This is a genomic window from Bacillus sp. z60-11 (assembly GCF_046464135.1).
GTDB lineage: Bacteria > Bacillota > Bacilli > Bacillales > Bacillaceae > Bacillus > Bacillus sonorensis_A.
Genome location: NZ_JBIYSN010000003.1, coordinates 303185 through 326569 on the forward strand (window position 1 = coordinate 303185; position 23385 = coordinate 326569).

General features: G+C 46.8%; 21 protein-coding genes and 1 pseudogene. 10 read left to right on the forward strand and 12 right to left on the reverse strand.

What is annotated here, in order from left to right; all coding sequences use genetic code 11:
- Positions 1-2: 2 nt before the first annotated feature.
- The 5 genes from ACINLD_RS11360 to ACINLD_RS11380 all read right to left on the reverse strand — a co-directional run bounded on the left by ACINLD_RS11360 (position 3) and on the right by ACINLD_RS11380 (position 5297).
- Entirely contained in the window at positions 3-1442 is a 1440-nt protein-coding gene (locus ACINLD_RS11360; protein ID WP_026589232.1) for a bifunctional 2-methylcitrate dehydratase/aconitate hydratase, read from the reverse strand.
- 34 nt (positions 1443-1476) lie between these two features.
- Positions 1477-2592 (reverse strand): citrate synthase, encoded by a 1116-nt coding sequence (mmgD, locus tag ACINLD_RS11365; protein ID WP_026589231.1) that lies wholly within the window; start codon positions 2590-2592, stop codon positions 1477-1479.
- Positions 2593-2660: 68 nt separating this feature from the next.
- Entirely contained in the window at positions 2661-3332 is a 672-nt protein-coding gene (locus ACINLD_RS11370; protein WP_026589230.1) for a GntR family transcriptional regulator, read from the reverse strand.
- 133 nt (positions 3333-3465) lie between these two features.
- Positions 3466-4311, reverse strand: coding sequence for an SDR family oxidoreductase (locus ACINLD_RS11375; RefSeq protein ID WP_077735993.1), 846 nt, complete (start codon positions 4309-4311; stop codon positions 3466-3468).
- Positions 4308-5297, reverse strand: a complete 990-nt coding sequence (locus ACINLD_RS11380) for a polysaccharide biosynthesis protein (RefSeq protein ID WP_077735994.1) — start codon at positions 5295-5297, stop codon at positions 4308-4310. The genes ACINLD_RS11375 and ACINLD_RS11380 overlap by 4 nt, the downstream gene beginning before the upstream one ends.
- Positions 5298-5577: 280 nt before the next feature.
- On the opposite strand from ACINLD_RS11380, the gene wecB reads away from it, so the two are divergent.
- The 7 genes from wecB to ACINLD_RS11415 all read left to right on the forward strand — a co-directional run bounded on the left by wecB (position 5578) and on the right by ACINLD_RS11415 (position 13117).
- The gene (wecB, locus tag ACINLD_RS11385; RefSeq protein ID WP_026589227.1) at positions 5578-6669 is read left to right on the forward strand and encodes a non-hydrolyzing UDP-N-acetylglucosamine 2-epimerase; all 1092 of its coding nucleotides are present in this window, start codon (positions 5578-5580) and stop codon (positions 6667-6669) included.
- Between the two features lie 92 nt (positions 6670-6761).
- Positions 6762-7358, forward strand: coding sequence for a DNA-3-methyladenine glycosylase (locus ACINLD_RS11390; protein WP_026589226.1), 597 nt, complete (start codon positions 6762-6764; stop codon positions 7356-7358).
- A gap of 339 nt (positions 7359-7697) precedes the next feature.
- Entirely contained in the window at positions 7698-9644 is a 1947-nt protein-coding gene (locus tag ACINLD_RS11395; RefSeq protein ID WP_026589225.1) for a BglG family transcription antiterminator, read from the forward strand.
- 127 nt (positions 9645-9771) lie between these two features.
- Positions 9772-10077 (forward strand): PTS lichenan transporter subunit IIB, encoded by a 306-nt coding sequence (gene licB / locus ACINLD_RS11400; protein WP_026589224.1) that lies wholly within the window; start codon positions 9772-9774, stop codon positions 10075-10077.
- Between the two features lie 13 nt (positions 10078-10090).
- Complete coding sequence (gene celB / locus ACINLD_RS11405; RefSeq protein ID WP_077735996.1) at positions 10091-11443, forward strand: PTS cellobiose transporter subunit IIC; 1353 nt, start codon at positions 10091-10093, stop codon at positions 11441-11443.
- A gap of 16 nt (positions 11444-11459) precedes the next feature.
- The gene (locus ACINLD_RS11410) at positions 11460-11789 is read left to right on the forward strand and encodes a PTS lactose/cellobiose transporter subunit IIA (protein WP_026589222.1); all 330 of its coding nucleotides are present in this window, start codon (positions 11460-11462) and stop codon (positions 11787-11789) included.
- On the forward strand, positions 11789-13117 hold the full coding sequence (locus ACINLD_RS11415) for a 6-phospho-beta-glucosidase (protein WP_077735997.1): 1329 nt from the start codon (positions 11789-11791) through the stop codon (positions 13115-13117). Before ACINLD_RS11410 ends, ACINLD_RS11415 begins: the two co-directional genes overlap by 1 nt.
- A 151-nt stretch (positions 13118-13268) precedes the next feature.
- Here the strand turns inward: ACINLD_RS11415 and ACINLD_RS11420 are convergent, their stop codons facing one another.
- The 7 genes from ACINLD_RS11420 to ACINLD_RS11450 all read right to left on the reverse strand — a co-directional run bounded on the left by ACINLD_RS11420 (position 13269) and on the right by ACINLD_RS11450 (position 20265).
- Positions 13269-14537 (reverse strand): MFS transporter, encoded by a 1269-nt coding sequence (locus ACINLD_RS11420; RefSeq protein ID WP_026589220.1) that lies wholly within the window; start codon positions 14535-14537, stop codon positions 13269-13271.
- Between the two features lie 206 nt (positions 14538-14743).
- On the reverse strand, positions 14744-15835 hold the full coding sequence (locus tag ACINLD_RS11425; RefSeq protein ID WP_026589219.1) for a branched-chain amino acid aminotransferase: 1092 nt from the start codon (positions 15833-15835) through the stop codon (positions 14744-14746).
- Between the two features lie 182 nt (positions 15836-16017).
- Positions 16018-17187 (reverse strand): D-alanyl-lipoteichoic acid biosynthesis protein DltD, encoded by a 1170-nt coding sequence (dltD, locus tag ACINLD_RS11430; protein WP_026589218.1) that lies wholly within the window; start codon positions 17185-17187, stop codon positions 16018-16020.
- Positions 17187-17423: a D-alanine--poly(phosphoribitol) ligase subunit 2 gene (gene dltC, locus ACINLD_RS11435; RefSeq protein WP_026589217.1), complete on the reverse strand. Its 237-nt coding sequence runs from the start codon at positions 17421-17423 to the stop codon at positions 17187-17189. Before dltC ends, dltD begins: the two co-directional genes overlap by 1 nt.
- Positions 17424-17438: 15 nt before the next feature.
- Complete coding sequence (dltB, locus tag ACINLD_RS11440) at positions 17439-18596, reverse strand: D-alanyl-lipoteichoic acid biosynthesis protein DltB (protein WP_026589216.1); 1158 nt, start codon at positions 18594-18596, stop codon at positions 17439-17441.
- A complete protein-coding gene (gene dltA, locus ACINLD_RS11445) occupies positions 18593-20101 on the reverse strand; it encodes a D-alanine--poly(phosphoribitol) ligase subunit DltA (protein WP_077735998.1) in 1509 nt (502 codons plus the stop codon). The genes dltB and dltA overlap by 4 nt, the downstream gene beginning before the upstream one ends.
- Before the next feature lie 14 nt (positions 20102-20115).
- The gene (locus ACINLD_RS11450) at positions 20116-20265 is read right to left on the reverse strand and encodes a teichoic acid D-Ala incorporation-associated protein DltX (RefSeq protein WP_026589214.1); all 150 of its coding nucleotides are present in this window, start codon (positions 20263-20265) and stop codon (positions 20116-20118) included.
- Positions 20266-20682: 417 nt separating this feature from the next.
- On the opposite strand from ACINLD_RS11450, the gene ACINLD_RS11455 reads away from it, so the two are divergent.
- The 3 genes and pseudogenes from ACINLD_RS11455 (at position 20683) to ACINLD_RS11465 (ending at position 23224) form a co-directional block, all read left to right on the forward strand.
- Positions 20683-21312: a GTP pyrophosphokinase family protein gene (locus ACINLD_RS11455; protein ID WP_179115692.1), complete on the forward strand. Its 630-nt coding sequence runs from the start codon at positions 20683-20685 to the stop codon at positions 21310-21312.
- Between the two features lie 266 nt (positions 21313-21578).
- Positions 21579-21866 (forward strand): annotated as a pseudogene (locus tag ACINLD_RS11460) (isochorismatase family protein); the annotation flags it as partial.
- Entirely contained in the window at positions 21866-23224 is a 1359-nt protein-coding gene (locus ACINLD_RS11465; RefSeq protein WP_026589211.1) for an MFS transporter, read from the forward strand. The pseudogene ACINLD_RS11460 and the gene ACINLD_RS11465, both read left to right, overlap by 1 nt.
- The last annotated feature ends 161 nt before the right edge of the window (positions 23225-23385 follow it).

Here is a 23385-nt window from a genome sequence, read left to right on the forward strand (position 1 = left end):
TCCTAGATAACAAACAGTTCCATAAAGTCTGGGACAGATGTCTTTTTTAATGTTTGCGGATCATTGAGCAAAGCATTGATTCGTTCCGCTTGTCCGGCGGGAAAACGGGTTTTTAAATTGTTCGTAAATTTTTCTTTTAACAGCGGGATGCCTTCACTGCGGCGGCGCCGATGGCCGATCGGGTACTCGATCGCCACTTTTTCCGATTGTGAGCCGTCTTGATAAAAAATTTGCACGGCATTTGCGATAGATCGTTTTTCCGGGTCGAGATAATCGAGAGAGTATTGTTTGTTTTCAACCGTCTTCATTTTTTCGCGGAGCCGGTCGATCTCTGGATTTTGCGCTGTTTCGTCCTCATAATGATCAGCTGTAATGTCGCCGTAGATCAGCCCGATGGCTGTTATATACTGAAGGCAATGGTCACGGTCTGCGGGATTGTGCAACTCTCCCGTTTTGTCGATGATTCTGATGGCCGATTCGTGAGTCGTGATGACCACTTCATCAATTTCATCAAGTCGATCCTTTGCCTCGCTGTGAAGCCTAATCGCCGCTTCTGCCGCCGTTTGCGCGTGGAATTCGGCAGGATAGGCAATTTTAAAGAGAACATTTTCAATGACGTAGGAATCGAGCGGCCTGGCAAGCGTCAATTCTTTTCCGCCGAATAAGACGTCCTGAAATCCCCACATTGGCGCGGACAACGCGGTTTTGTAGCCCATTTCGCCCTTGAGGGTCATGAGTGCGAGCCTCACGCCCCGGCTGGTCGCATCCCCGGCGGCCCATGATTTCCGCGAGCCGGTGTTCGGTGCATGCCGATATGTCCGCAGACTTGAGTTATCAACCCAGGCTTGTGAAACGGCGTTGATGACATCCTGTTTTGTGCCGCCCAAAAGCGAGCATGCCACAGCTGCCGAAGCGACTTTGACAAATAAGACATGGTCAAGTCCATTTCTGTTCAGGCTGTTGTTCAGAGCGAGAACGCCTTGAATCTCATGGGCCTTCACAATCGCTGTCAGCACGTCGGCGATGGTGAGCGGTTCTTTGCCGGCAGCGAGCCGCTGTCTGCTGACGAAATCGGCGCAGGCCAAAATGGCGCCTAAATTATCTGAAGGATGGCCCCATTCGGCAGCAAGCCATGTGTCATTATAATCGAGCCAGCGGATCATGCAGCCGATGTTGAATGCACCCTGCACGGGGTCGAGTTCGAATTGCGTACCCGGCACGCGTGTTCCGTTTGGGACGACGGTGCCCGGTACGATCGGACCGAGTTGTTTTGTACATTCGGGAAACTTCAGCGCCAGCAAACCGCAGCCGAGTGTATCCATTAAGACATAACGCGCCGTCTCAAGCGCCTCTTCACTGGAAATGGCGGTATTGACCGTGTAATCTGCAATTTCTTCAAGCAGCTGATCATATCCTTGAGTCGCTGTCATTTGCGTTTTCATGTAACAATCCCTTCTTTCTTGGCGAATTCTAAGATTATGGATGAAGATCGCGCGGTCCCTTATAGTGAACACGCGGACGGAACAAGCGGTTTTCCGCATGCTGTTCAATGACATGGGCGCTTAAGCCGACTGAGCGGGCCGCAAAGAAAATCGGTGTGTAGAGATCGATCGGAATGCCGAGCAGATAATAGACGGGAGCCGCGTAGTAATCAAGATTCGGATAGAGCCCCTTTTCTTCGCGCATCAGCTTTTCGCCCTCATCACACATTTCAAATAAGTCCTGTCTTCCGGTCTTGTGAGACAGCGTAAAGAGCGCTTTTTTCAAAAGGGCGGCGCGCGGGTCCATTTTTCTCATGTATACGCGGTGTCCAAAGCCCATGATTTTTTCTTTGTTGGCTAATTTGTGCTGTATCAGCTTCACAAAGCCCGATTTTGTTTCTCCTTCGAGCAGCATATGCATGACCGCTTCATTGGCCCCGCCGTGCAAATGACCTTTGAGTGAGGCGGCGGCACCTGTGAATGCTCCGTATATGTCTGAGTTTGTCGAGGCGATGACTCTGGCGGTGAAAGTGGAGTTCGGCATTTCATGCTCGCTGTAGAGCATCAATGTTTGATCAAAGACAGCCGTCTCCTGTTCGTTCGGCGTTTTTCCCGTCAACATGTATAAAAAGTTCTGGCTGTAGGACAAGTCTTTGTCAGGTAGAATGGTTTCTTGTTGATGAAGGATATGGTAGCTGTTTGCGACGATATTCGGCACCTGTGCGATCAGGCGCAGCGCTTTCGCCGTATTGGCTGATTTTGACCGGTCATTTAATTCCGGATCGTATCCCGATAAAGCCGAAATCCCGGTTCTGAGTGCATCCATCGGGTGAGTAGACTGCGGCAGCGATGACAGAATGCTATAGATTCCTTTCGGAAGTTCATAAACATTCTTTAAAGCGCTTTCAATTCCTTTCAGTTCCATCGGATCAGGCAGCTTATGCTGCAGGAGGAGATAGACGAGGTCGAGGTATGTTTTTTGTTCTGCAAGTTCGATGAGATCATAGCCTTTAATGACGATTTCTTCAGCTTCGGTATCCAGAAAGGATATGTTGGTCTCCCCGGCAATGACGCCTTCTAATCCAGGTTTAAATACACCTTGTTTGCCCATTTTTCCACCCCATATTCGTTTTTTTGTTCAAAAACGCGATGTGAAATTGGCGTCGGCTTTTCGGAGGGCTAGTCTAAACGTTCGAGCGTTTCTTCAATGGAACGTAAGCTTCGTCTGATATGAGATCGCATGGCTGCTTCTGCCAAACAGCCGTTTTTTTCTTTCACGGCTTTGAAAATCTCCAAGTGTTCATTGAAGGATATGGACGGTTTGTAGTCGGGGTTTTTGTACCCGCTGATTCTCCGGTACCGTTCAATCCTGCTTTCAAGCTGTTCAAGAAAACGTTTTGCGGTTGCATTTTTGCTGATGGCCTGCAAAATGGAATGAAATTCAGATCCGTATTTGACCGTATCGGCTTTGCGATCTTTCGCGGCGGCCATCTTCATCAATTCGATTCTGTCTTCAAGCTGGTGAAGGCGCTCGGTTTTCACAAGCTGTGCGGCTTCGGCGGTGAGGAGCCCTTCAAGTGCTTCGCGGACCTTAAATACTTCCTTCGCTTCTTCAAGTGAGATTGGACAAACACGAAGCCTGCCGTTTGGCTGTTTGGTGACCAATCCTTCAAGCTCCAGCCGGTAAAGAGCCTGGCGCAGCGGAGTGCGGCTGATTTCTAAATCTTTTGCAAGACTGTCCTCGGCGAGCTGTTCTGAGGGCGGATAGTCGAGTTCGATGATTTTGCTTCTTAATTCATTATAAGCGTAATCACTTGCAGACTGCCTTTTGACTGGATTTGAAGAGTGCATGAAAAACGTTTTCGCCTCCTTTTTCAGAATATAAATATAATTGTATACAATAATACAGATATGTCAATGTCAACCATGTTATGAGCGCTAAAACCAAAAACAAACATCAAATGGTGATGTTTGTTTTTTCATTTCAATATTCATATAAATGAGGCCGATCATCGATCCACTGTTTGAGTTCGGCGAGCATTTGTTCATAGCCGACAGGCTGATAAGGTACATCCTCCCGTGTCATGACAAGGCTTTTATCAGACCGGGTGCGGTATTCGGGTGTAACCGTGATTCCTTTGGAAAAGGTTTGATTGATGAGGACGAGCAGCTCGTATTTGGAGATGAACCGGTTCCCCGTCAAGTGGATCAAGCCGTTTACATTTGAAGTGAGAAGCTGTTCGATCGCCTTTGCCAATTCGAGGGTCGTCAGCCCGTTCCAGAACACGTTTTTATACCCGTGGACGCTGTTCTTTTGCTTCATAAACCAATGGAACAAACCGATGCCGTCCTTAAGCTCGGGCCCGATAATGGAAGTTCTGACCGTCAGGTTTTGACCGTCTGTCACTTCGCCCAAACTTTTCGTCTGCGCATAGATAGAGCTTCCATCCTTCGCATCCGTTTCCGTGTATTTTCCTTTTGCACCTGAAAAGACACAGTCGGTGCTGATGTGAATCAAACGATAGTCATAGATGCTGCTCATCTCGGATAATAGATGCGGCAGAACGCTATTGATATGAATCGCTTCAACAAGCCGCTGGCGAGCGGCATCATTTAAGATGCCCACTGCATTGATCACGGCATCAGGTTTTACCTTTTGCAGCAGCTTTTTTAATTCATCCGTGTTTGCCGCATCGAGAAAAAAGCAATTTAAATCATTGGGCAGTGTTTGCCGCTGTGTCCAAAACACTTCATAGTGTTCTTTGGCAGAGAAATATTCTTTCAATACATGGCCTGCCATTCCATTTCCCCCTAAAATCAGCAGCCTCACTGTAGAAACCCTCCTTTTCTCAACATGTCAGCGATTTCCGGTTTGGTCATGAGCAGGTCATTGGATTGGAATTTCTGAAAATCGGCTTTCGTGAACTTCCGGTAGCGGCGAACCAGCTTTTCTGAAGGGTGTGAAGGCAATATCACATAATATTGAGCATCATATAGATAAGTAAACGGTGCTTCATGATTTGAGACGAGCACTTCATGGAGCTTCTCTCCCGGGCGGATTCCGATTTCTTTGATTCCGATAGGGCTTGAAGCCAATTCTTCGATCAGAACTTCGGCAAGGTCCAAAATATTGCAGGCTTTCATTTTCATGACGAAGATTTCTCCTCCAATCGCTTCTTTGGAAGCTTTGAGCAGCAAATCAATCGCTTCGCCGACGGTGAGGAAAAATCTCGTCATTTCTTTTGATGTCAATGTCAGGTCCTGCCCTTTCATAATCAGGCTTTTAAAAAGCGGAACGACGCTTCCGTTTGTTCCCAGCACGTTTCCGCCTCTGATGCATACAAAATCTGTATCCTCACTATAATCATTGGCCCGGATCATCAATCTTTCGCCAAGCGACTTCGTCATTCCGTAAAAGTTGACCGGATCCGCCGCTTTATCTGTCGAAACATCAATGACTTTTTTGACTTTGTTGGCGATGGCGGCGCGAATGACATTCTGGGTCCCGATGACGTTCGTTTTCAGTGCTTCTTCAGGCTGATCCTCGCAGATTGGAACGTGTTTTAGTGCGGCGAGATGGAAGATATAATCAACATCTTTAGAGGCCTCTTCCAAAGCGGGATAGTCCCTGACATCACCGATCAAAAATTTTATTGAAGGGTGGTGGTCAAATTCCCGCTGCATGCTGATCTGCGTGAATTCATTTCTTGAGAAAATCCTGATCTCTTTCGGCTGATACGGCAGCAATTTTTTCGTGAGCTCCGTTCCCCAGGAACCGGTGCCTCCGGTAAGCAATATTCGGGTGTTTTTAAACATACGTATCCTCCTAAAAACCGATCTATTGATAGACTGTTAAAACTAGCATATAAATGTATATGATTTTTAGAAAAATTTGTGTGATAGAACCGCCTGATTGAAGACAATTCAGCATATTTTTAGAGAAATCATCCCGCTTTTTGAGAAGGGAGCTTCAACCTTTGAAACAGCACAATTTTTCATGAAATGAATATACATATATAGATTTTCGGGGCATGGGCGCAGCCCGGCGCCGGTATGGCTGTTCCATCTATCTTTAGTTCTAAAAAGGAGTAAGATAATGAAGATCATGACGATTATCGGAACCAGACCGGAGATCATCCGCTTAAGTTTGATCATTCGCAAGCTTGATCAGCTTGCAGACCAGCATATATTGGTGCACACCGGTCAAAACTATGATGAAAAACTGAGCGAAATCTTTTTTGAACAGTTGAATGTGCGGCTGCCGGATCATCACATTAAGCTGTCACATCATTCGATCGGCGCACAAATTGGCGAGATTTTTGCAGAGGTCGAGAAGCTGATCGTCAAGCTTAAGCCCGATAAATTGCTTGTGCTCGGCGATACGAACAGTGCGCTGTGCGCGTTCCTCGGCGAACGGTACGGAATTCCCGTGTATCATATGGAGGCCGGCAACCGCTGTTATGACAACTCGGTTCCGGAGGAGATCAATCGGAGGGTGATCGATTCGATCGCATCTTTTAATTTGCCCTATACAAACATCGCCAAAGAAAATTTGGAAAGGGAAGGCATGCATCCTCAAAGAATCTGGGTTTCCGGAAATCCGATTTATGAAGTGATGAACCATTTCGCAGAAGAAATTGCGCAGCGGAATGTGCTCGACGACTTGAAGGTGGAGAGCGGTGCCTTTCTATTGGTCACTGCGCACAGGGCGGAAAATGTGGATGTGAAAGAAAGGCTGCAACATATCGTCACTGCCCTTGAGACGCTGGCGAAATCCCATAAGATGCCGGTTATATGCAGTGTTCACCCAAGGACACGCGACCGTTTGCAGAAGTTTGGCATACAAAGTGACGATGCTTTGCTGACATTTTGTGAGCCGTTTGGCTTTTTTGATTTCATCCGCCTTCAGCAGCATGCAAAATGTGTGATCACAGACAGCGGGACGGTGCAGGAGGAAAGCTGCATTCTCGGAGTTCCTTCCGTAACGATCAGAAACAGCACAGAAAGGCCCGAGACGGTCATGTGCGGGAGCAATGTTGTCTCAGGACTTGAAGCAGAGCGCATCGTCAGCGCCGCAGAATTGATGATGAAAGCCGATACCGATTGGAAGCTGCCTGAGGGGTACGCAGATCCAAAAGTTTCGGACAAAGTTGTTCACTTTATCTTAGGCGGTCTGAGGCATGTTTGACATATAGAGCCCCCATATGAAAGCCTTCCGTTTCTAGTAAAAGACCTGCAAAAGGTGTTAAAATGGATCACAATCAAAGGAGGCTTTTTCAAATGAATCAAGCACAGGAGCATGAGCCGCTGCCGCTCGATTTCTACAAAAAACCTACGATTGAACTGGCGCAGTCTCTATTAGGATGTCTTCTCGTGAAAGAGACTGAGGAGGGGCTGGCCTCAGGATATATTGTCGAAACCGAAGCATATAGAGGTCCTGAAGACAGGGCGGCCCACAGCTATGGAAACCGCCGGACAAAACGGACAGAAGTCATGTTCGGAAAAGCCGGTGTGGTATATACGTACACCATGCATACCCACACCTTGATCAACGTTGTGAGCGCAAGCGTTGATGAGCCGGAAGCCGTCCTCATCAGGGCGATTGAACCGCATGAAGGGCTTTTGCTGATGGAGAAAAGAAGGAGCGGAAAAAAACCACGCGATTGGACGAATGGTCCCGGGAAGCTGACAAAGGCGCTTTCGATAACGATGGATGATTACGGCAAGCTGCTGACGGAGCCGCCGCTTTATATTGCGAAAGGGTATACCCCAAAAGAGATTTCATGCGGCCCGCGCATTGGAATCGAGAACTCGGGGGAAGCGCGGGAATACCCTTGGCGCTTTTGGGTGAAAGGGAACCGCTATGTTTCCAGGTAGGCCATGTTTTGACTCCCGTGTTCCCAGGGTAATGGTGAAGGAAAACGGGAGGGAGCAAAGCGATGAAAAAAATGATGAAATATCTCGTCAAATGGGCGCCTGTCGTCTATCCGATCGCAAGAAAAATCATCAAAAACCGAAGCGGGAAAAAACGTCCGACAGCCGGTTGAACCGGCTGTTTTTCTATGGAATGGGTAAATTGACTTGAAAACGCAATCATAATAGAATTTACTTAAACTATGAGAGAATTTTCACATATTGATTGAATAGATGTAGACCGGCGGAACACAGCCTGCCTGTCAGGTTCTCGATTCAAGCGACTTAAAAGGGGGCCATTTTATGCTCAATGCTCGGCTAAAGCTCATTCTCGGCGAATTGATGACAGCGGAAACACCTTTAACAAGCGCTTATTTGGCAAATCAGTTAAACGTTACCTCCAGAACGGTCAGATCAGATATGAAAGAATTAGACCACCTTCTCCTCAAAAACGGAGCCGCCGTTCAATCGATCAGAGGAGCCGGCTATCGGCTCTCCGTTCAAAACGAACGCCTCTTCCGCCAGCTTTTGCAAAACACCTTTCAAGATGAGCTTTCAAAACCTGTGTTTCCGAATGAACGCATTCTCTATTTATTAAAAAGGCTGCTATTAACCGATGATTATCTGAAACTGGAAGACTTGGCGGACGAGATGTATATCAGCAAGTCGACGGTTCAAAACGATATGAGAGATGTAAGAAAAAGGCTGAAACCTTACGGCATTGAGCTGGAGATCAAACCGAACTACGGCTTTAAGCTGAAAGGGGATGAAATGAAGCTGCGCTATTGTATAGCTGAGCACATTTTTCCTAAACGGGAAACGGATGTTGATATTATGAACGCTAGAATATCCATTCTTCCGAAAGAGGAATTGGGCCTTATCCGCCAGACCATTCTAGAAAAAATAAGCGAAGACCAAATCTCTCTTTCCGATATCGGCTTAAACAACCTCCTGATCCATATTGCCATCGCCTGCAGGCGGATCCGCAAGGGCAGGCATGTCTCTCTTTATTCCAAAGATATTCAAGAAATTATGAATCACAAAGAATATGAAGTGGCGCGCGCGATTGTTCGCACACTTGAACAAAAGCTGAACGTGACATTTCCGGAAAAAGAGACGGCTTATATCGCCATTCATTTGCTTGGAGCCAAAAGGACGGCGATGGCAGCTCTCAACTGCGATAAAATAGAAAGCTTCATCGATGAAAAAACCGACCGGCTGACACGATTGATCATGGAGACGATTGAAGACAAGTTCACGCTTGGCATCAAACACGACAAAGAGTTAAAAATCGGCCTCAGCCTCCACTTAAAACCTGCCTTGAATCGCTGCAGATATGGCATGAATATCAGAAATCCGATGCTTGATGCGATTAAGGCCAACTATCCTCTCGCATTTGAAGCCGGCATCCAGGCCGGTGAGGTGATCAAAAAAGAAACGGGGTTTGACATTCAGGAAAGTGAAGTCGGCTATCTCGCTTTACATATCGGCGCCGCAATGGAAAGGAGAAAGATGAATATCCCTTCAAAGCGCTGTATGATTGTCTGCGCTTCCGGAGCAGGCAGTGCCATGCTTCTGCAGGACAGACTGCGGGCAAAATTCGGCTCGAAGCTTGACATCCTTGGTACGGTTGACTACTACAAGCTCAACCAAATGCCGCTAAACACCCTCGACTTTGTGATCAGCACGATTCCTCTGCCTGAAGAGCTCCCCATTCCGGTTATCAAAGTAAATGCGATCCTGGGGGGAACCGATCTGGCGAAAGTTGAACAAATCCTTACGGCAGATCAGGAACTCGCCGCAAAATATACGAGGGAACAGCTCGTGTTCTTGCAAGAAAGCTTTCAATCAAGAGAGGACGTTCTCCGTTTTTTATGCGAAAAAGTAACACAGCTGGGGCTTGCAGACGAAGGGCTTGAAGGTTCCGTTTTTGAAAGGGAGGCCGTTGCGCCAACCTGTTTTGGCAATCTTGTGGCCATCCCTCATCCGATGGCGCCGCAAACAGCTGTGACATTTTGGGCGGTATGCACGCTGCAAAAACCGATCGATTGGGAGGATAAAAAGGTTCAGCTGATTTGCCTGCTCTGTGTTGAAAAGGATAATACATCAAATCTGCAAGGCATGTACAAGTTGCTGGGCAATGTTTTGGATGATCGGTCCATTGTCAGCGAGCTTTTAAAATGCAGATCATATCAGGAGTTTATGTCCGTTTTCCGAAAAAACAGCCCAAACCCGCCGGCGTTTGGATAAAAATGTTCCCTTGTCTTTTTTCCTCAGAGAAGAGGAAAATCATTAAGTTAATATGAAAGCGGTTTCATATTATGATGGAACTGTACAAGAAAACGAGAACTTATATGTAAAAGGGGGCCATATCAAAATGAATATCTTATTAGCGTGTGCTGCAGGGATGTCAACGAGTCTGCTCGTGACAAAAATGGAAAAAAGCGCAGAGGAACAAGGAAAAGATTATACCATTTGGGCTGTTTCCGGAGGGGAAGTCCAAAATCATATTGATAAAGCGGATGTTTTGCTGCTGGGCCCGCAGGTCCGCTATATGCTTCCGCAGCTGAAAAAATTAGGAGATTCCAAAGGAGTGCCTGTCGATGTCATCAACACGGTCCATTACGGAACTTGTAATGGAGCGGAAGTCCTAAAATCCGCAGAACAGCTTGCCGGTTCTTAAGGGAGGCGGGCGTGTGAATAAGATGAATGCCTTTTTAGAAGAGAAGGTTATGCCGGTTGCCGGCAGGATTGCCGCTCAGCGCCACTTGCAGGCTCTCAGGGACGGAATCATTCTCACCATGCCGCTCATCATCATCGGCTCGCTGTTTCTGATTTTAGCCAACTTGCCAATCCCCGGATATCCGGAATTCATGTCGGGAATCTTCGGAGACAAATGGGCTGAGAAATTAAGCTATCCGGTAGGCGTCAGCTTTGATATTATGGCGCTTATCGCGACATTTGGAATCGCATACCGCCTTGCCGAAAAATACGATATCGACGCTTTGTCATCAGGAGCGATAGCCGTGGCTGCATTCCTGCTTGCTACACCTTATCAGATTCCATTTACACCTGAAGGTTCCACTGAAGAGATTTTGGTGTCGGGAGGCATTCCGATTTCGCTGATGGGAAGCAAAGGCCTGTTTATCGGCATGCTCATCGCCATGCTGTCGACGGAAATTTACCGCTGGGTTGTGCAAAAAGACATTGTCGTTAAAATGCCTGACGGTGTGCCGCCGGCGGTCAGCAAATCATTCATCGCGCTGATTCCGGGATTCGCGGTGATTGGCCTGATCTGGATTGCCCGCCTCATTATTGAATTGACGCCGTTTGAAAGCCTCCATAATGTGGTCAATGTCATTTTGGGCACACCGCTTTCCATTCTTGGGGGAAGCCTTGGCGGGAGCCTTGTGGCGGAAACCGTCAAAATGCTGCTGTGGTCATGCGGACTGCACGGAGCAAATATTGTCGGCGGGGTTATGTCCCCCATCTGGTACAGCGCAATGGATGAGAACCGCCTTGCTTTCCAGGCTGGCGAAGCACTGCCGCACATTTTCACAACCCAGTTTTTCGAAATTTGGATCAATATCGGCGGAAGCGGTGCCACCCTGGCGCTGGTCATCACGATGTGTCTCAGGGCGCGGAGCAAGCAAATGAAGCAGCTTGGGAAACTGGCGATCGGGCCGGCTGTTTTTAACATCAATGAACCGATTATTTTCGGAATGCCGATCGTCATGAACCCGATGCTTTTAGTTCCATTCATCATATCACCGCTTTTAATGATTACGGCAACCTATATCGGAATGAGCACCGGTCTTGTCGCAAAACCGGCCGGCATCGCGGTTCCGTGGACGATGCCGCCGGGCTTCTCGGGGTATTTGGCGACGGGCGGGAAGTTTTCCGGGGCCGTCATGCAGCTGATCAACCTGACCATCTCATTCCTCGTATATTATCCGTTTTTTAGAATGTGGGATAAACAAAAATTCAAAGAGGAAAGCGAACTGGATAAGGGGACGTCTGCAAACGATAACCAGCAGGTCAGCGTATAGAAAAGAGGTGACTTAGATGTCCGCGGAATTGGAGCAAACAATTTTTCAAATTATCCTTCATGGCGGAAACGGCCGAAGCTGCTCTATGGAAGCCATTGCTGAGGCGAAGAAAGGCGATTTTTCGAAAGCGAAAGAAAAGATTCGTGCAGCTGACGAGGAATTGATTCAAGCACATCACTTTCAGACTGCGCTGATTCAAAATGAAGCGAAGGGAACAAAAACAGAGCTGTCATTATTAATGATTCATGCCCAAGATCATTTAATGAATGCGATGACCATGAAAGATTTGGCATCGGAAATCGTCGAGCTGTATGAAAAAATCAATCTTCACGGAGGTGTCAATTGATGAAGAAAGGCTTGAAAATCGTAACAATTGGCGGGGGATCAAGCTATACACCGGAGCTTGTGGAAGGACTGATCAAAAGACACGCTGAACTGCCGGTGAGCGAGCTGTGGCTCGTCGACATACCGGAAGGGCAAGAAAAGCTGAATATCGTCGGCACACTGGCAAAGCGCATGGTGGAAAAGGCCGGTGTTCCGATAGAGATCCATCTGACGCTTGACCGGAGGGCAGCCTTGAAAGACGCTGACTTCGTCACCACTCAATTCCGCGTCGGCTTGCTTGAAGCGAGGGCGAAAGATGAAAGAATTCCGTTAAAGTACGGTGTCATCGGCCAGGAGACAAATGGTCCGGGCGGTCTTTTTAAAGGGCTTCGCACCATTCCGGTCATACTGGAAATCGCAAAGGATATAGAAGAACTGTGCCCTGATGCATGGCTTGTCAATTTTACCAACCCGGCGGGCATGGTGACGGAAGCGCTTCTCCGCTATTCAAATCTGAAAAAAGTCGTCGGCCTTTGCAATGTGCCGATCGGTATGAAAATGGGGGTTGCCAAAGCGCTTGAGGTCGATGAAAGCCGCGTCGACATTCAATTTGCCGGTTTGAATCATATGGTGTTTGGCCTTGATGTCTTCCTTGACGGGATCAGTGTCAAAGACAAAGTGATCGAAGCGATGGCTGATCCGGCAAATGCGATGACCATGAAAAACATTTCCGGAGAGTCGTGGGAGCCTGACTTTATCCGCGGACTCGGCCTGATTCCGTGCGGATACCACCGCTACTATTATAAAACAAAAGAAATGCTTGAACACGAGCTTGAGGCTTCTCAAACGGAAGGAACCCGTGCAGAAGTCGTGCAGCAAGTCGAAAAAGAATTGTTCGAACTATACAAAGATCCGGATTTGGCTATCAAGCCGCCGCAGCTTGAAAAACGGGGAGGCGCATACTACAGTGATGCGGCCTGCAATCTGATCAGTTCGATCCACAATGACAAGCATGATATCCAGCCGGTCAATACGATGAACAATGGGGCGATTGCAAGCATTCCGGATGATTCCGCGGTGGAAGTCAACTGTGTCATAACGAAAAACGGGCCGAAACCGATCGCGGTTGGAGATTTGCCTGTCACCGTCAGAGGCCTCGTCCAGCAAATTAAATCATTTGAACGTGTCGCGGCCGAAGCGGCGGTAACAGGCGACCACAATACGGCGCTGGTGGCGATGGCGATCAACCCGCTTGTACCATCTGACAAAGTCGCGAAACAACTCCTGGATGAAATGCTCGAAGCGCACCGGGCTCATCTTCCACAGTTTTTTAGATCAGTAGAAGCGTGAAACGATCATCAAGGCTCCGGCTATTCCCGCCGGAGCCTTCAGCCGTGAAGATACCAGAACGAAGTCTAGAGGAGGAAGGCCGGACCTCGGTAACATGGCATTCCGCGGAACGAGCCCGGCTTTCAGCGCACAGCGGTGCAGAACTGGAGTCTTACATGTTGGCGGTCGCCTCTTTTTCTTTTTTCAGATCTGATCGCTGCGCTTTGCCAAGCTGGGTAAACAGCAGGATGCCGATACCGGCGAGGACCTCTATAAAACCGCCGATTGCAATAACGTGTCCCGCGCTGAGTGCGTGTGCGGCATAGCCGCAGGCGATTGCACCCAAAGGGAGCGAAAGGTTTGTGATCGTATGTATAATGGCAAACACCTGCGGTTGATCATCCCCTTCGACAGATGTTTGAATGATCGTGAATTCCGGAACATTGATCGAGCTGATGGCTGCCCCAAATGCAAAAGCGGCGAGGAATACGAGCGGCAAAAATGTATTTAATCCCGTCATCAAATAGGCTGCACCTTCAAAAATGCCGGCCGCTATAAAAAGCAGACCATATTTGTTGATTTTGACTTTTGCGAGGATAAAGCCCAATAAAAACGCCCCTCCGGCCGTCGTCGCCTTCAATAGAGAATGGATGAACGGCGTGCCGTTTAAATCTTCGGCAACATAGACAGCCGACAGCGCCTCCCATGGAGATGCGGCCAGGTTCATGAATATGCAGTAAATGGCCAGCGGAAACAAAATTTTATGGTTTCTCACAAGTACAAACCCTCTTTTTAATCTTGCAACATATGTACCTCGTTGACCACTATCCGCGGAATTCGATGCTTTCTGTACGATTTTATACTTAATGCAAAGAACAAAGATGCCCGATATGATATAAAAGGCAAATGCCATGAACAGCGTCGTTGCGGGGCCGATAAATGTCAGAAGCACTCCGCACAGCGTCACAGCGCCGAGCCTTACGATTTCAGATGAGGATTGAAGGATCGCATTCGCTTTTTGAATCAGGTTTTCGTTTACGATTTGCGGAATCAGCGTAATGGAAGCCGGATTGTATGTGGCGCCTGTTGCTGAATGGATAATCATGAGTCCTAAAACAAACCACATCGGTGAAAAACCGTTAAAGTAACATATAGGCACAGTCACGACGACGGCAGCCCTCGTCAAATCCGAGAAATACATCCAGAATTTCAGAGCGCTTCTCTTCACCAAAGGTCCTGTCACCGGCGCTAAAAAGGCCTCGGGAAGAAAAGTGACGGCAATCAGCAGAGAGGTGCCGATAGCCCCTTTTCCATCAAAAATCAAAAACCATAAAATGGAATTGAAGGCGAAGCAGTCGCCCGAAATTTTGATCAGCCTGGAGAAGAAAAGGAATGTAAAGTTCTTTTTCCAGACGGACACGGGTTCAGTGGTCTTTTCCATTATTCAAGTCCTTTCTATATTTACGTGCTGAACATGGGGATGAGATCTTTTTTATAGATAATTTTAGCACAAAAGAAATAAAATGGTATATATTTAGTTGGCTGAAGGAAAGGGTGATGAAGAAGAGGATTGATGGACTGGAGGATATGCGGAAATCATCAGGCAAGGATTTCAGCCCCTTCTTTAAAAGGGGCTGAAAAACCGTTTTAACAGGACTGATGGACTGAATCGACTTCAACCGTCCAGCCGAACGTGTCTTGCAGTGCGCCTTTTTGAATGCCTGTGATCGTCTCGTAGAGCTTTTTGGCGATCTCTCCGGTTTTGCCGTTGTTAATCACAAGGCTTTCGTCTTTCCAGATCAGCTCGCCGACCGGGGAGATGACAGCCGCCGTTCCGGTGCCGAAGGCTTCTTCAAGCAGACCGTCTTTGTGGGCCTCGATCAGTTCGTCAACCGAAATTCTCTTTTCAGTCACGGAAAGCCCCCACTCTTTTAAAAGGTGAAGCACAGAATTTCTCGTAATGCCTTCCAGGATGCTGCCGTTTAGAGCAGGCGTGACGATTTCACCGTTGATTTTGAAAAAGATGTTCATGCTTCCCACTTCTTCAATGTATTTCTTTTCGACACCGTCAAGCCATAATACTTGTGAAAATCCTTTGCTTTCGGCGACTTCCTGAGCCTTCAGGCTTGCGGCGTAGTTTCCTGCCGTTTTGGCGTTTCCCGTACCGCCCGCAACAGCCCGGACAAATTCGTTTTCGACAGCGATTTTCACGGGATGAATGCCTTCTTTATAATAAGAGCCGACCGGCGATAAGATGATCATCATCTTATAGGTCTTGGACGGGGCGACCCCGAGGTATGGCTCAGTTGAAATGATGAACGGACGAATGTAAAGGGACGTTCCCTCCGCTTTCGGAATCCATTCCTTATCAATCTGAAGCAGCTTTTTCAGCCCTTCGAGTACCGTATCCGGATCGACCCGCGGAATGCAAAGGCGGTCGTTCGATTGATTCAGACGCTCAACGTTTTTCTCCGGCCTGAATAAAAGAACTTTTCCTTCATTTGATAAATAAGCCTTTAACCCCTCAAAAACAGATTGGCCGTAGTGGTAAACCATGGCGGCCGGATCCATTTCGACCGGCTGGTAAGGCACGATTCTCGGATCATGCCAGCCGCTTTCAACCGAATAATCCATGATAAACATATGGTCGGTGAACGTGCGGCCGAATTCGAGCTGATCGTCTGCGGGCTTTTGTTTCTTTGCTGTGCTGAGCTGTACGCTGATCGTTTGTTTTGTCATATTCATTCTCCCTGCCGTTTCTAGTCTTTTTCCAAAAAATATTTATCTTCTATTTTAAACCTTCTATTGATAATCGCAATAGATTTCAGAGAAATTTGTAAAATAGAATTTTTGGAAACTTTAAAAAATATTTTTTCGCAGTTTGCAAAACAAAAAAGGATTCCCGCTTGGGGGAATCCTTCTTACGATTTCTTATGATAAAACGCTTCGATTTCTTTATCTACATAAACCCAGCCTTTCCAGCCGAGGTGAAGGGTATCCTTCAGAAAATAAGGATCGTATTCATGGTTCGTTAAATCAGCGACTTGAAAGCCTTCTGCTTCGATTTGTTTTTTGATTTTCGCATAATAGTCCGTCCGTCCTTTTTTAGGAAATCCGGTGTAGTCGTAAAATTGGCCGTGCACCGGAACGGAGATGAACAGAGGATCTGCGCCGGATTCCTTCAGGACATCCAGCATCATTTGAAAATCGCCGAATTCCACCGATTTTGCATAGTTCATTTTTTTATTGTGGCCTTTCAGCTTGGCCAGCTTCGGCTTCATTTTTTTATAGACGCCATTTGTAATCTTAAACTTATTGTTACGGGATTCTTTTTTGCCAAGCTTTTCAGCCATATGCATTAATTCATCCCATGACTTGTTTTTGACGCTTTCTGAAATGGTGCGTTTTGGTCCTTCTCCTTCAACCATGGAATAATAGATATCCTTTTTTTCCAGAATGCTTTTGTAGCCTTTTGCAGCCGGTGTAAGCAGAGCCAGTGTCCCGCTGTCCTGATTGAGCTCAGCTCGGAAAAGAGCTGAAAGGAGGGCGTCGTTTTTGACCGCATTAAATTTCAGCATCCGCTTCATGATTTTCTTTTTCAGCCCTTGGTCGATGTCTTGGTTGAAATAGAGATCGTATGCCTGCAAGGCCGAGAAGTTCGGGGCAAAATGGGATTCATCAGACCCTTTTTTCTGAAACCATTGCGGGGAAATGATGAATACCAATTTCTTTCCCTTAAGATTTTTCGCATGGGCCGCAAAATTGATGGTGTGAATCAGGGATTGAGATCCGCCTTTACCGACGAGATAAGGCGTGAACCCCTGGTCGTTCACTTTGAAATAATTGGACGGATGAAATGGATCCAGCCGGGACAGCTCCGATGATCCGTAGATCGGCAGGTATTCCGGGTCTTCAAGCATTTTATCCTGAAGATATGTCCCCTGAAACATCATCGGATTCAATTCCGTGGCCGAAGTTGCGACCCGGTCTTTAGGAACGAACGCAGTCAGCCATGAAGCTGGAACCATGATCATCGTGAAAAAAAGTAAAAATGCCAAAATGATTGGCCCGAATAAAAAACGCTTTTTCATTATCTCAACTCATTCAGCTGCTTTATAATTTGATTTGGCGTGTTCCATGCGTCGCGGTCAAACTCGGTAATCGGAACAGTGATGTTAAAGCGGTTCTCGAACGCCAACAGCAGTTCTACAGTACCAAACGAATCAAGGATTCCTTCTTCAAAAATATCGATATCCGGATTTTCCATGACGATATCGTCCTGACATACCTCTGCTAAAACTGAAAGTACTTCCTGATTGAAATCCATATTTAAAAACTCCTTTTAGTGAAATAGTTTTCCTGAGAAAATCAAAAATCCAAAGCAGACGAAGTGGAAGGTCACCACAATGGAGACGGCTGTCGTCCACTTATTGTTCGGCCACCATTTATGCTTCTTATTCCATTTCTCAAAGAAATTGAAGCCGACCATGAGCAGTGCGTGATAGATTCCGTATATAATGTACTGAGGTGCGAGGCCGTGCCAGACACCCATCAGAAGAAACAGCAGCACATAGCCGATATTTGAAACCGCCATGCGGTTTTTGATCCATTTCTTCTTTGTCATCCAAAAGACAAAGCGCATGAACACGTAGTCTCTGAACCAAAATGAAAGCGACATGTGCCAGCGGTTCCAGAAGTCTTTAATATTGCGGCTGATAAACGGCATATTAAAGTTTTCCGGAGACTTGATCCCCATGATATAGCTGACGCCGACGGCAAAAGCCGTGTAGCCGGCGAAATCGAAGAACAAGTACAGGCTGTAGGCATACATGTATGCAAGCCCATGGGAAATGCTGCCGTGTGTGATAAACGGCAGTTTTAAAATGATATACGTGTTAATGCAATAGCCGATAATAAATTTGTATAAAAAGCCGAGAAAAATTTTGTTGATTCCCTTATACAGCAGCTCTTCATATTGCTCTTTCGTCCAGACGGTCTGCTCGTCTTTTTCAAAACGGCGGTACCTGTCAATCGGACCGGATGAAATGGTCGGAAAAAAGAGAATAAAGTACAGCAGCCTGCCGAGGGGAACCTGCTTTTTAATTAAGCCGTCCCGGGTTTCAATGATGAGCTGAACCCCTTTAAACGTCAGATATGAGATTCCAAGAAAGCTTGCCCAGTTGTCAACGGCAAAGAACGGCAGCAGCTTTGACAGCGCCAAAGGCAGAATCGACGCTGCCACCGCCAAACAAAAGACGACGCCGCTGTTGGCTTTTTGACGGTAAAAAATATAGGCTTTGATCAGCACCGTCTGCCAAAGCGTAAACAGGCACAGGGTGATGAGCCCGTGCAGGCTGTTGGAAAAAATGAGCGCCAGCACGACAACGGAAACGGCCATATTGTAAAAACGGAAACTTTTTCCGTTTAAGCCGAGGATGATCGTTGGTGCCAGCAGTATACCTAATATGATGAAGAAGAGAAATGAACCATACGGCGTCATACGGTTACCTCTTCTTTTAATCGTTTTCGGTCGATCTTACCGTTTGCTGTCATCGGAATCTCATTTTGATACATGAATTTTCTCGGAATCATATAGGCCGGCAGCTTGCTGCCAAGGTCTTTCTTAATGGCGCTCGTCAGCTGGTATTCCTTTTCAAAATCGTGTTCTTTAGGCACGATCATGGCGATCAGATACTCGATTTTCTCTTCTCTGTAGAATGGAATCACAACAGCCGACTGTACATAACGGGACTGATTGATTTGATATTCAATTTCCTCAAGCTCGATGCGATAGCCGTGCAGTTTGATTTGAAAATCAAGCCTTCCGAGGAAAAACAGCTGGCCGTTTTCGATGTAACCCGCATCCCCTGTGCGATAAGCCGGAGTTCCGTTGTAGGAGAAAAACACTTTTTCCGTCAGCGCCTTTTCGCCGAGATAGCCTTTGCTGACGCTTGCCCCGGTAATGATGATTTCTCCTTTTTCTCCTTCTTGAACGGCTTCTCCGTCTTCATTGATGATGACGATCTCAGTGTCCGGCTTTGCCGAACCGACGGGGAGGGAGGAATACCGGTCTAACACATCGTCTGTCACTTCAATCGAGGTCACGGCGACGGTTGCCTCTGTCGGACCATATGTGTTGAACACGCGCGCTTTTGGAAATCTTTTTTTCAATTGCCTTGCCACAGAAGCGGGAAGCGTTTCTCCGCAAAACATAAACACGGAGAGACCCGGCAGCAGATCCTCTGAAAACGACGGATCCATTAAACACATCTGGGCAAACGAAGGTGTTGAAGTCCAGACATTGACATTCGATTGTTCCAGCGCTTCAAATAAAAGCTTCGGACGGTTAATCATATCTTTCGTGACGGTCCAAAGAGTGCTTCCGGTCTTCAGGCATGGATAAAGGTCCATGACCGACAAGTCAAAGGAGAACGGCGCCTGATTTAAAAACACTTGACCGTTTTCAACCGGAAAATCGTTTGTGATCCAGTCTGTAAAGCTCTGGAGATTATCGGCGGAAATTTGCACGCCTTTTGGATTTCCCGTACTTCCGGACGTGTAGATAATATAAAATGTCTCCCCGTCCTTTACCCAATCGGCGGAATTTGTCTTAGATTCATCCCCCGGGTCAAGAGCGCCCGGTTCGATCACAGTGATCGCAGCATCTCCTGTATCGACATCAGCGCCTGAGTTGTTGAGCAAAAGCTCGGCCTTTGAGCTGCTGATGATTTTCAAAATCCGTTCTCTCGGAATGGAAACATCAACCGGGATATACGGATGTCCGGCTTTCACACAAGCGAGGAAGGAAACCGCCATAATCGGCTTCATATGACCGTAAACGATGATCGGAGAAGCATCTGTCAGCGCTTCTTTTTGCAGCTGAAGGGCAAGGCGCTCAGATTGCGACCACAGCTCTCCGTAAGTCAGCTTTTCCTCTTCATTCACAAAAGCAAGTGTATCGGGTTGTGTTTGTGCGTATTTTTGAATCGTTTCTATCAGTTTCATTGTTTTTTTCTCCATTAAAAGTCATTATAAATATATGAACCTGTATTTGCTGTATGGAATCCATAAATCAAAAACAACAGCAGCAGAATGAGAAAGTAATAGGAAGTGTTGAGCAGCCACTTCGTCGTTGTTTTTTCATACAACACTTTAAGCTTATTTAACATTGTTCTGTTCCTTTCCGTATTGAGAATTGCCTTAACAACAGTATAAGACGAATATGTTGTATAAAAGTTTCATTTGTGGAAAAGTTTTTGGAGGGACACCGCGCCAAAAAGGCCGGGAAGCCCATCAGCCTATTATAAACATTTTCCGCGGAATATCAATCTCTTGTGGAAAAAAATTCATTTATAAACGTTTGAATAGGTCAAGATCAAGCAATTTCTAGTAAATGCTGAACAATTTATGACTTTTAAAAGAAGAATAATTTTTAAAAATTGTAAATTGATATGATCGCCGCTTTTTGATCGTTCATCCTCATTCGAAACCTTACGTAAGATGTGCCCGTCTATTTTTCTGAAGAGAACGAAATCCTGGTATAAGGAGAAATCATAATGGATATTGCAATAGATAAAATGACAAGTATGCCCGCAGATCAAATCGAAGACTTAAGAAGTCTGATGGAAGACTGGAAAAACGAGCTTCTGGTTTATAAATTCGCTTTGGACCAAATGGATACAAAATTTTCGATTATCAGCCAGGAATACAATTTGATTCACGGCCATAATCCGATTGAACATACGAAATCAAGGGTGAAAAGCTTTGAAAGCTTAATCAACAAGCTGGTGAGAAAGGGATGCGATATTACGACAAGCGCGGCTAAGGAGCATATTCACGATATCGCAGGCCTGAGAATCATTTGTTCATTTTTGTCTGACATATACAACATGGTCGAAGTGCTGAAGGAGCATGAAGACATCAAAATTTTGAAAGTGAAGGACTATATCAAGAATCCGAAGCCGAACGGTTACCGGAGTCTCCACTTGATTGTTGAAGTTCCGGTGTATTTGACCAATCGCGTGGAACATGCCAAGGTGGAAATTCAAATCCGTACGATTGCCATGGATTTCTGGGCGAGTCTTGAGCATAAAATCTACTACAAGTTAAATAACGATGTCCCGAACCAGCTGACGGATGAACTGAAGGAAGCCGCGGACATTGCTCATTATTTGGATGAAAAAATGTTTAATATTAGATCAAAAGTGGATCAGTAATACAGCCGGAACGGGGCGGGCTCCGTCCGGCTTATTTTAAATACCAGCGGCCCTCAAATTCATTCTGCTTTGACATTTCCCCGCGCCTGTTCCACAATGACAATCCTGCCGAACAAGGATGGCTCGCGCGTGGTATCCGATACGAATGACATACAGGACATTTTCTAACCAATGCGTATCGAAAAAGGAGATCAAGAAAAAGATAATAGCCATGAGGAGGTCGTCGTCATATGAGCGGACTGCATATTGATTACAATAAAACCGCCTTTGTGCCCGAAATTCCTGGAGGAGATGGCGTTGTGAAACAGGCGTCCAATCGCGCTGAATTCAGTGTGTGCCATTTTACTGTGACGAAGCATCAATGGCACACTTCTTTCGGTGCGGATTTGGATCTCGAGCTTCGGCGCCGCGTTGTCGCGACAAATATCGGTGTTGAAAGCACGGCAAGGGAAGCCTGCCAGCATGGATATCAGCGGACTTTGATTTCAGATGTGATGACAACTTTCGGCGAGGAAGAGCTTCGGACGACGGAAGCGTTTAGATCACAGTTCTGATGAAAATATCTAAAAAAAGCAGGGCCTTGTTTTTAACAACCGTTGCATCCGGAACCATGCTGAATCCGCTGAACTCTTCCATGATCTCACTTGCGCTGCACAGCATTCAAAAAGAATTCCAGCTGTCGTTTTCAACCGTGTCATGGCTGATTTCATCGTTTTATTTGGCGAGTGCGGTTGCTCAGCCTGTGACGGGGAAGCTGGGGGATTTAATCGGCCGGAAAAAGATGTTTTTGTCCGGGCTGATTCTTGTGGCGATCTCAGCCATCGGCGCGCCGCTGGCTCCGGCATTTTTAGTTTTACTTGTGATGCGTTTATTTCAATCGATTGGCAGCAGTGCGATTTATCCGTCCGGAGTGGGGCTGATCCGGAGCCATATCCATGATCGCCAGGCCTCCGCGCTCGCTGTTCTTTCCATCTTTGCTTCCGCGATGACGGCTTTGGGCCCGACAGTGGGAGGGTTTTTAATCGTCTGGGGCGGGTGGCCGGCGATTTTCACCGTCAATTTCCCCTTTATCCTGTTCAGCTTTGTGTTTGGGATGTACATGTTTCCAAAGGATGAGAAAAAACCGGGTTTAAATGCCAGGACCGTCATCAAACAGCTTGATTTGACGGGAATCCTTTTATTTGCCGGCGGAATCGTCCTGTTGTTGTCTTTTTTGCTTTCTTTAAGCACCGCCCCCCATTATGCCGCAGGGATTGGCGGATTTGTTCTGCTGTTCATCTTCGTATGGTGGGAGCTGCGGACGGATCATCCGTTTATTGATATGCGGCTGTTTATATCCCACAGGACACTGTCATCGGTGTATGTCCAGTTTATTATGTTGAACATTTTTAATTACTGTCTGTTCTTCGGGCTTCCGAGTTATTTTCAGGATGAGATGGGGCTTTCCGTTCGCACAAGCGGACTGCTGATGCTGTTTATGTCAGGAATGAGCATCATCGTGTCTCCGCTTGCGGGAAGATGGATCGACCGCTCCGGGGAGACACAGCCTGTATTGATGGGGACTTGTTTGATGGTCATCGGCGCGGTTCTGATGACGCTCTTTTTCGTGGAGGCGCCGATGGTTTGGAAAGGCTTGATGCTTTCTTTATTGGGAATCAGCTACGGCCTCGGCAATGTAGCATTGCAGGCCGCCATGATCAGGACAAGCCCGGAAGATCTGGCCGGTACGACATCCGGGCTGTTTCAAACGTGCCGCTACTTGGGATCGATCTTATCATCGGTTGTTCTCGGATTGCTGTTCGGTCAAGAAATAACGTCCGGCCATTTTCAGGAGTTAGGGATGATCATGATCATCGTCGCCATCGGGAGCCTGATCTTGAGCTTCCGGTTTATCAAGCTGGTCAAGGGTTGAAAAAATGGAGCCGCATCTTGCGCTCCATTTTTTTGCTGATTGATCGGGAAAACGGTGTTGACTTGCATCTATTTATCATCTCGAACGTATCGCTTGACCAACCAGACGTTCTTATAGAAAATCAATGCTTGCGCTTTTTGGTCACAACTATTATCATCACG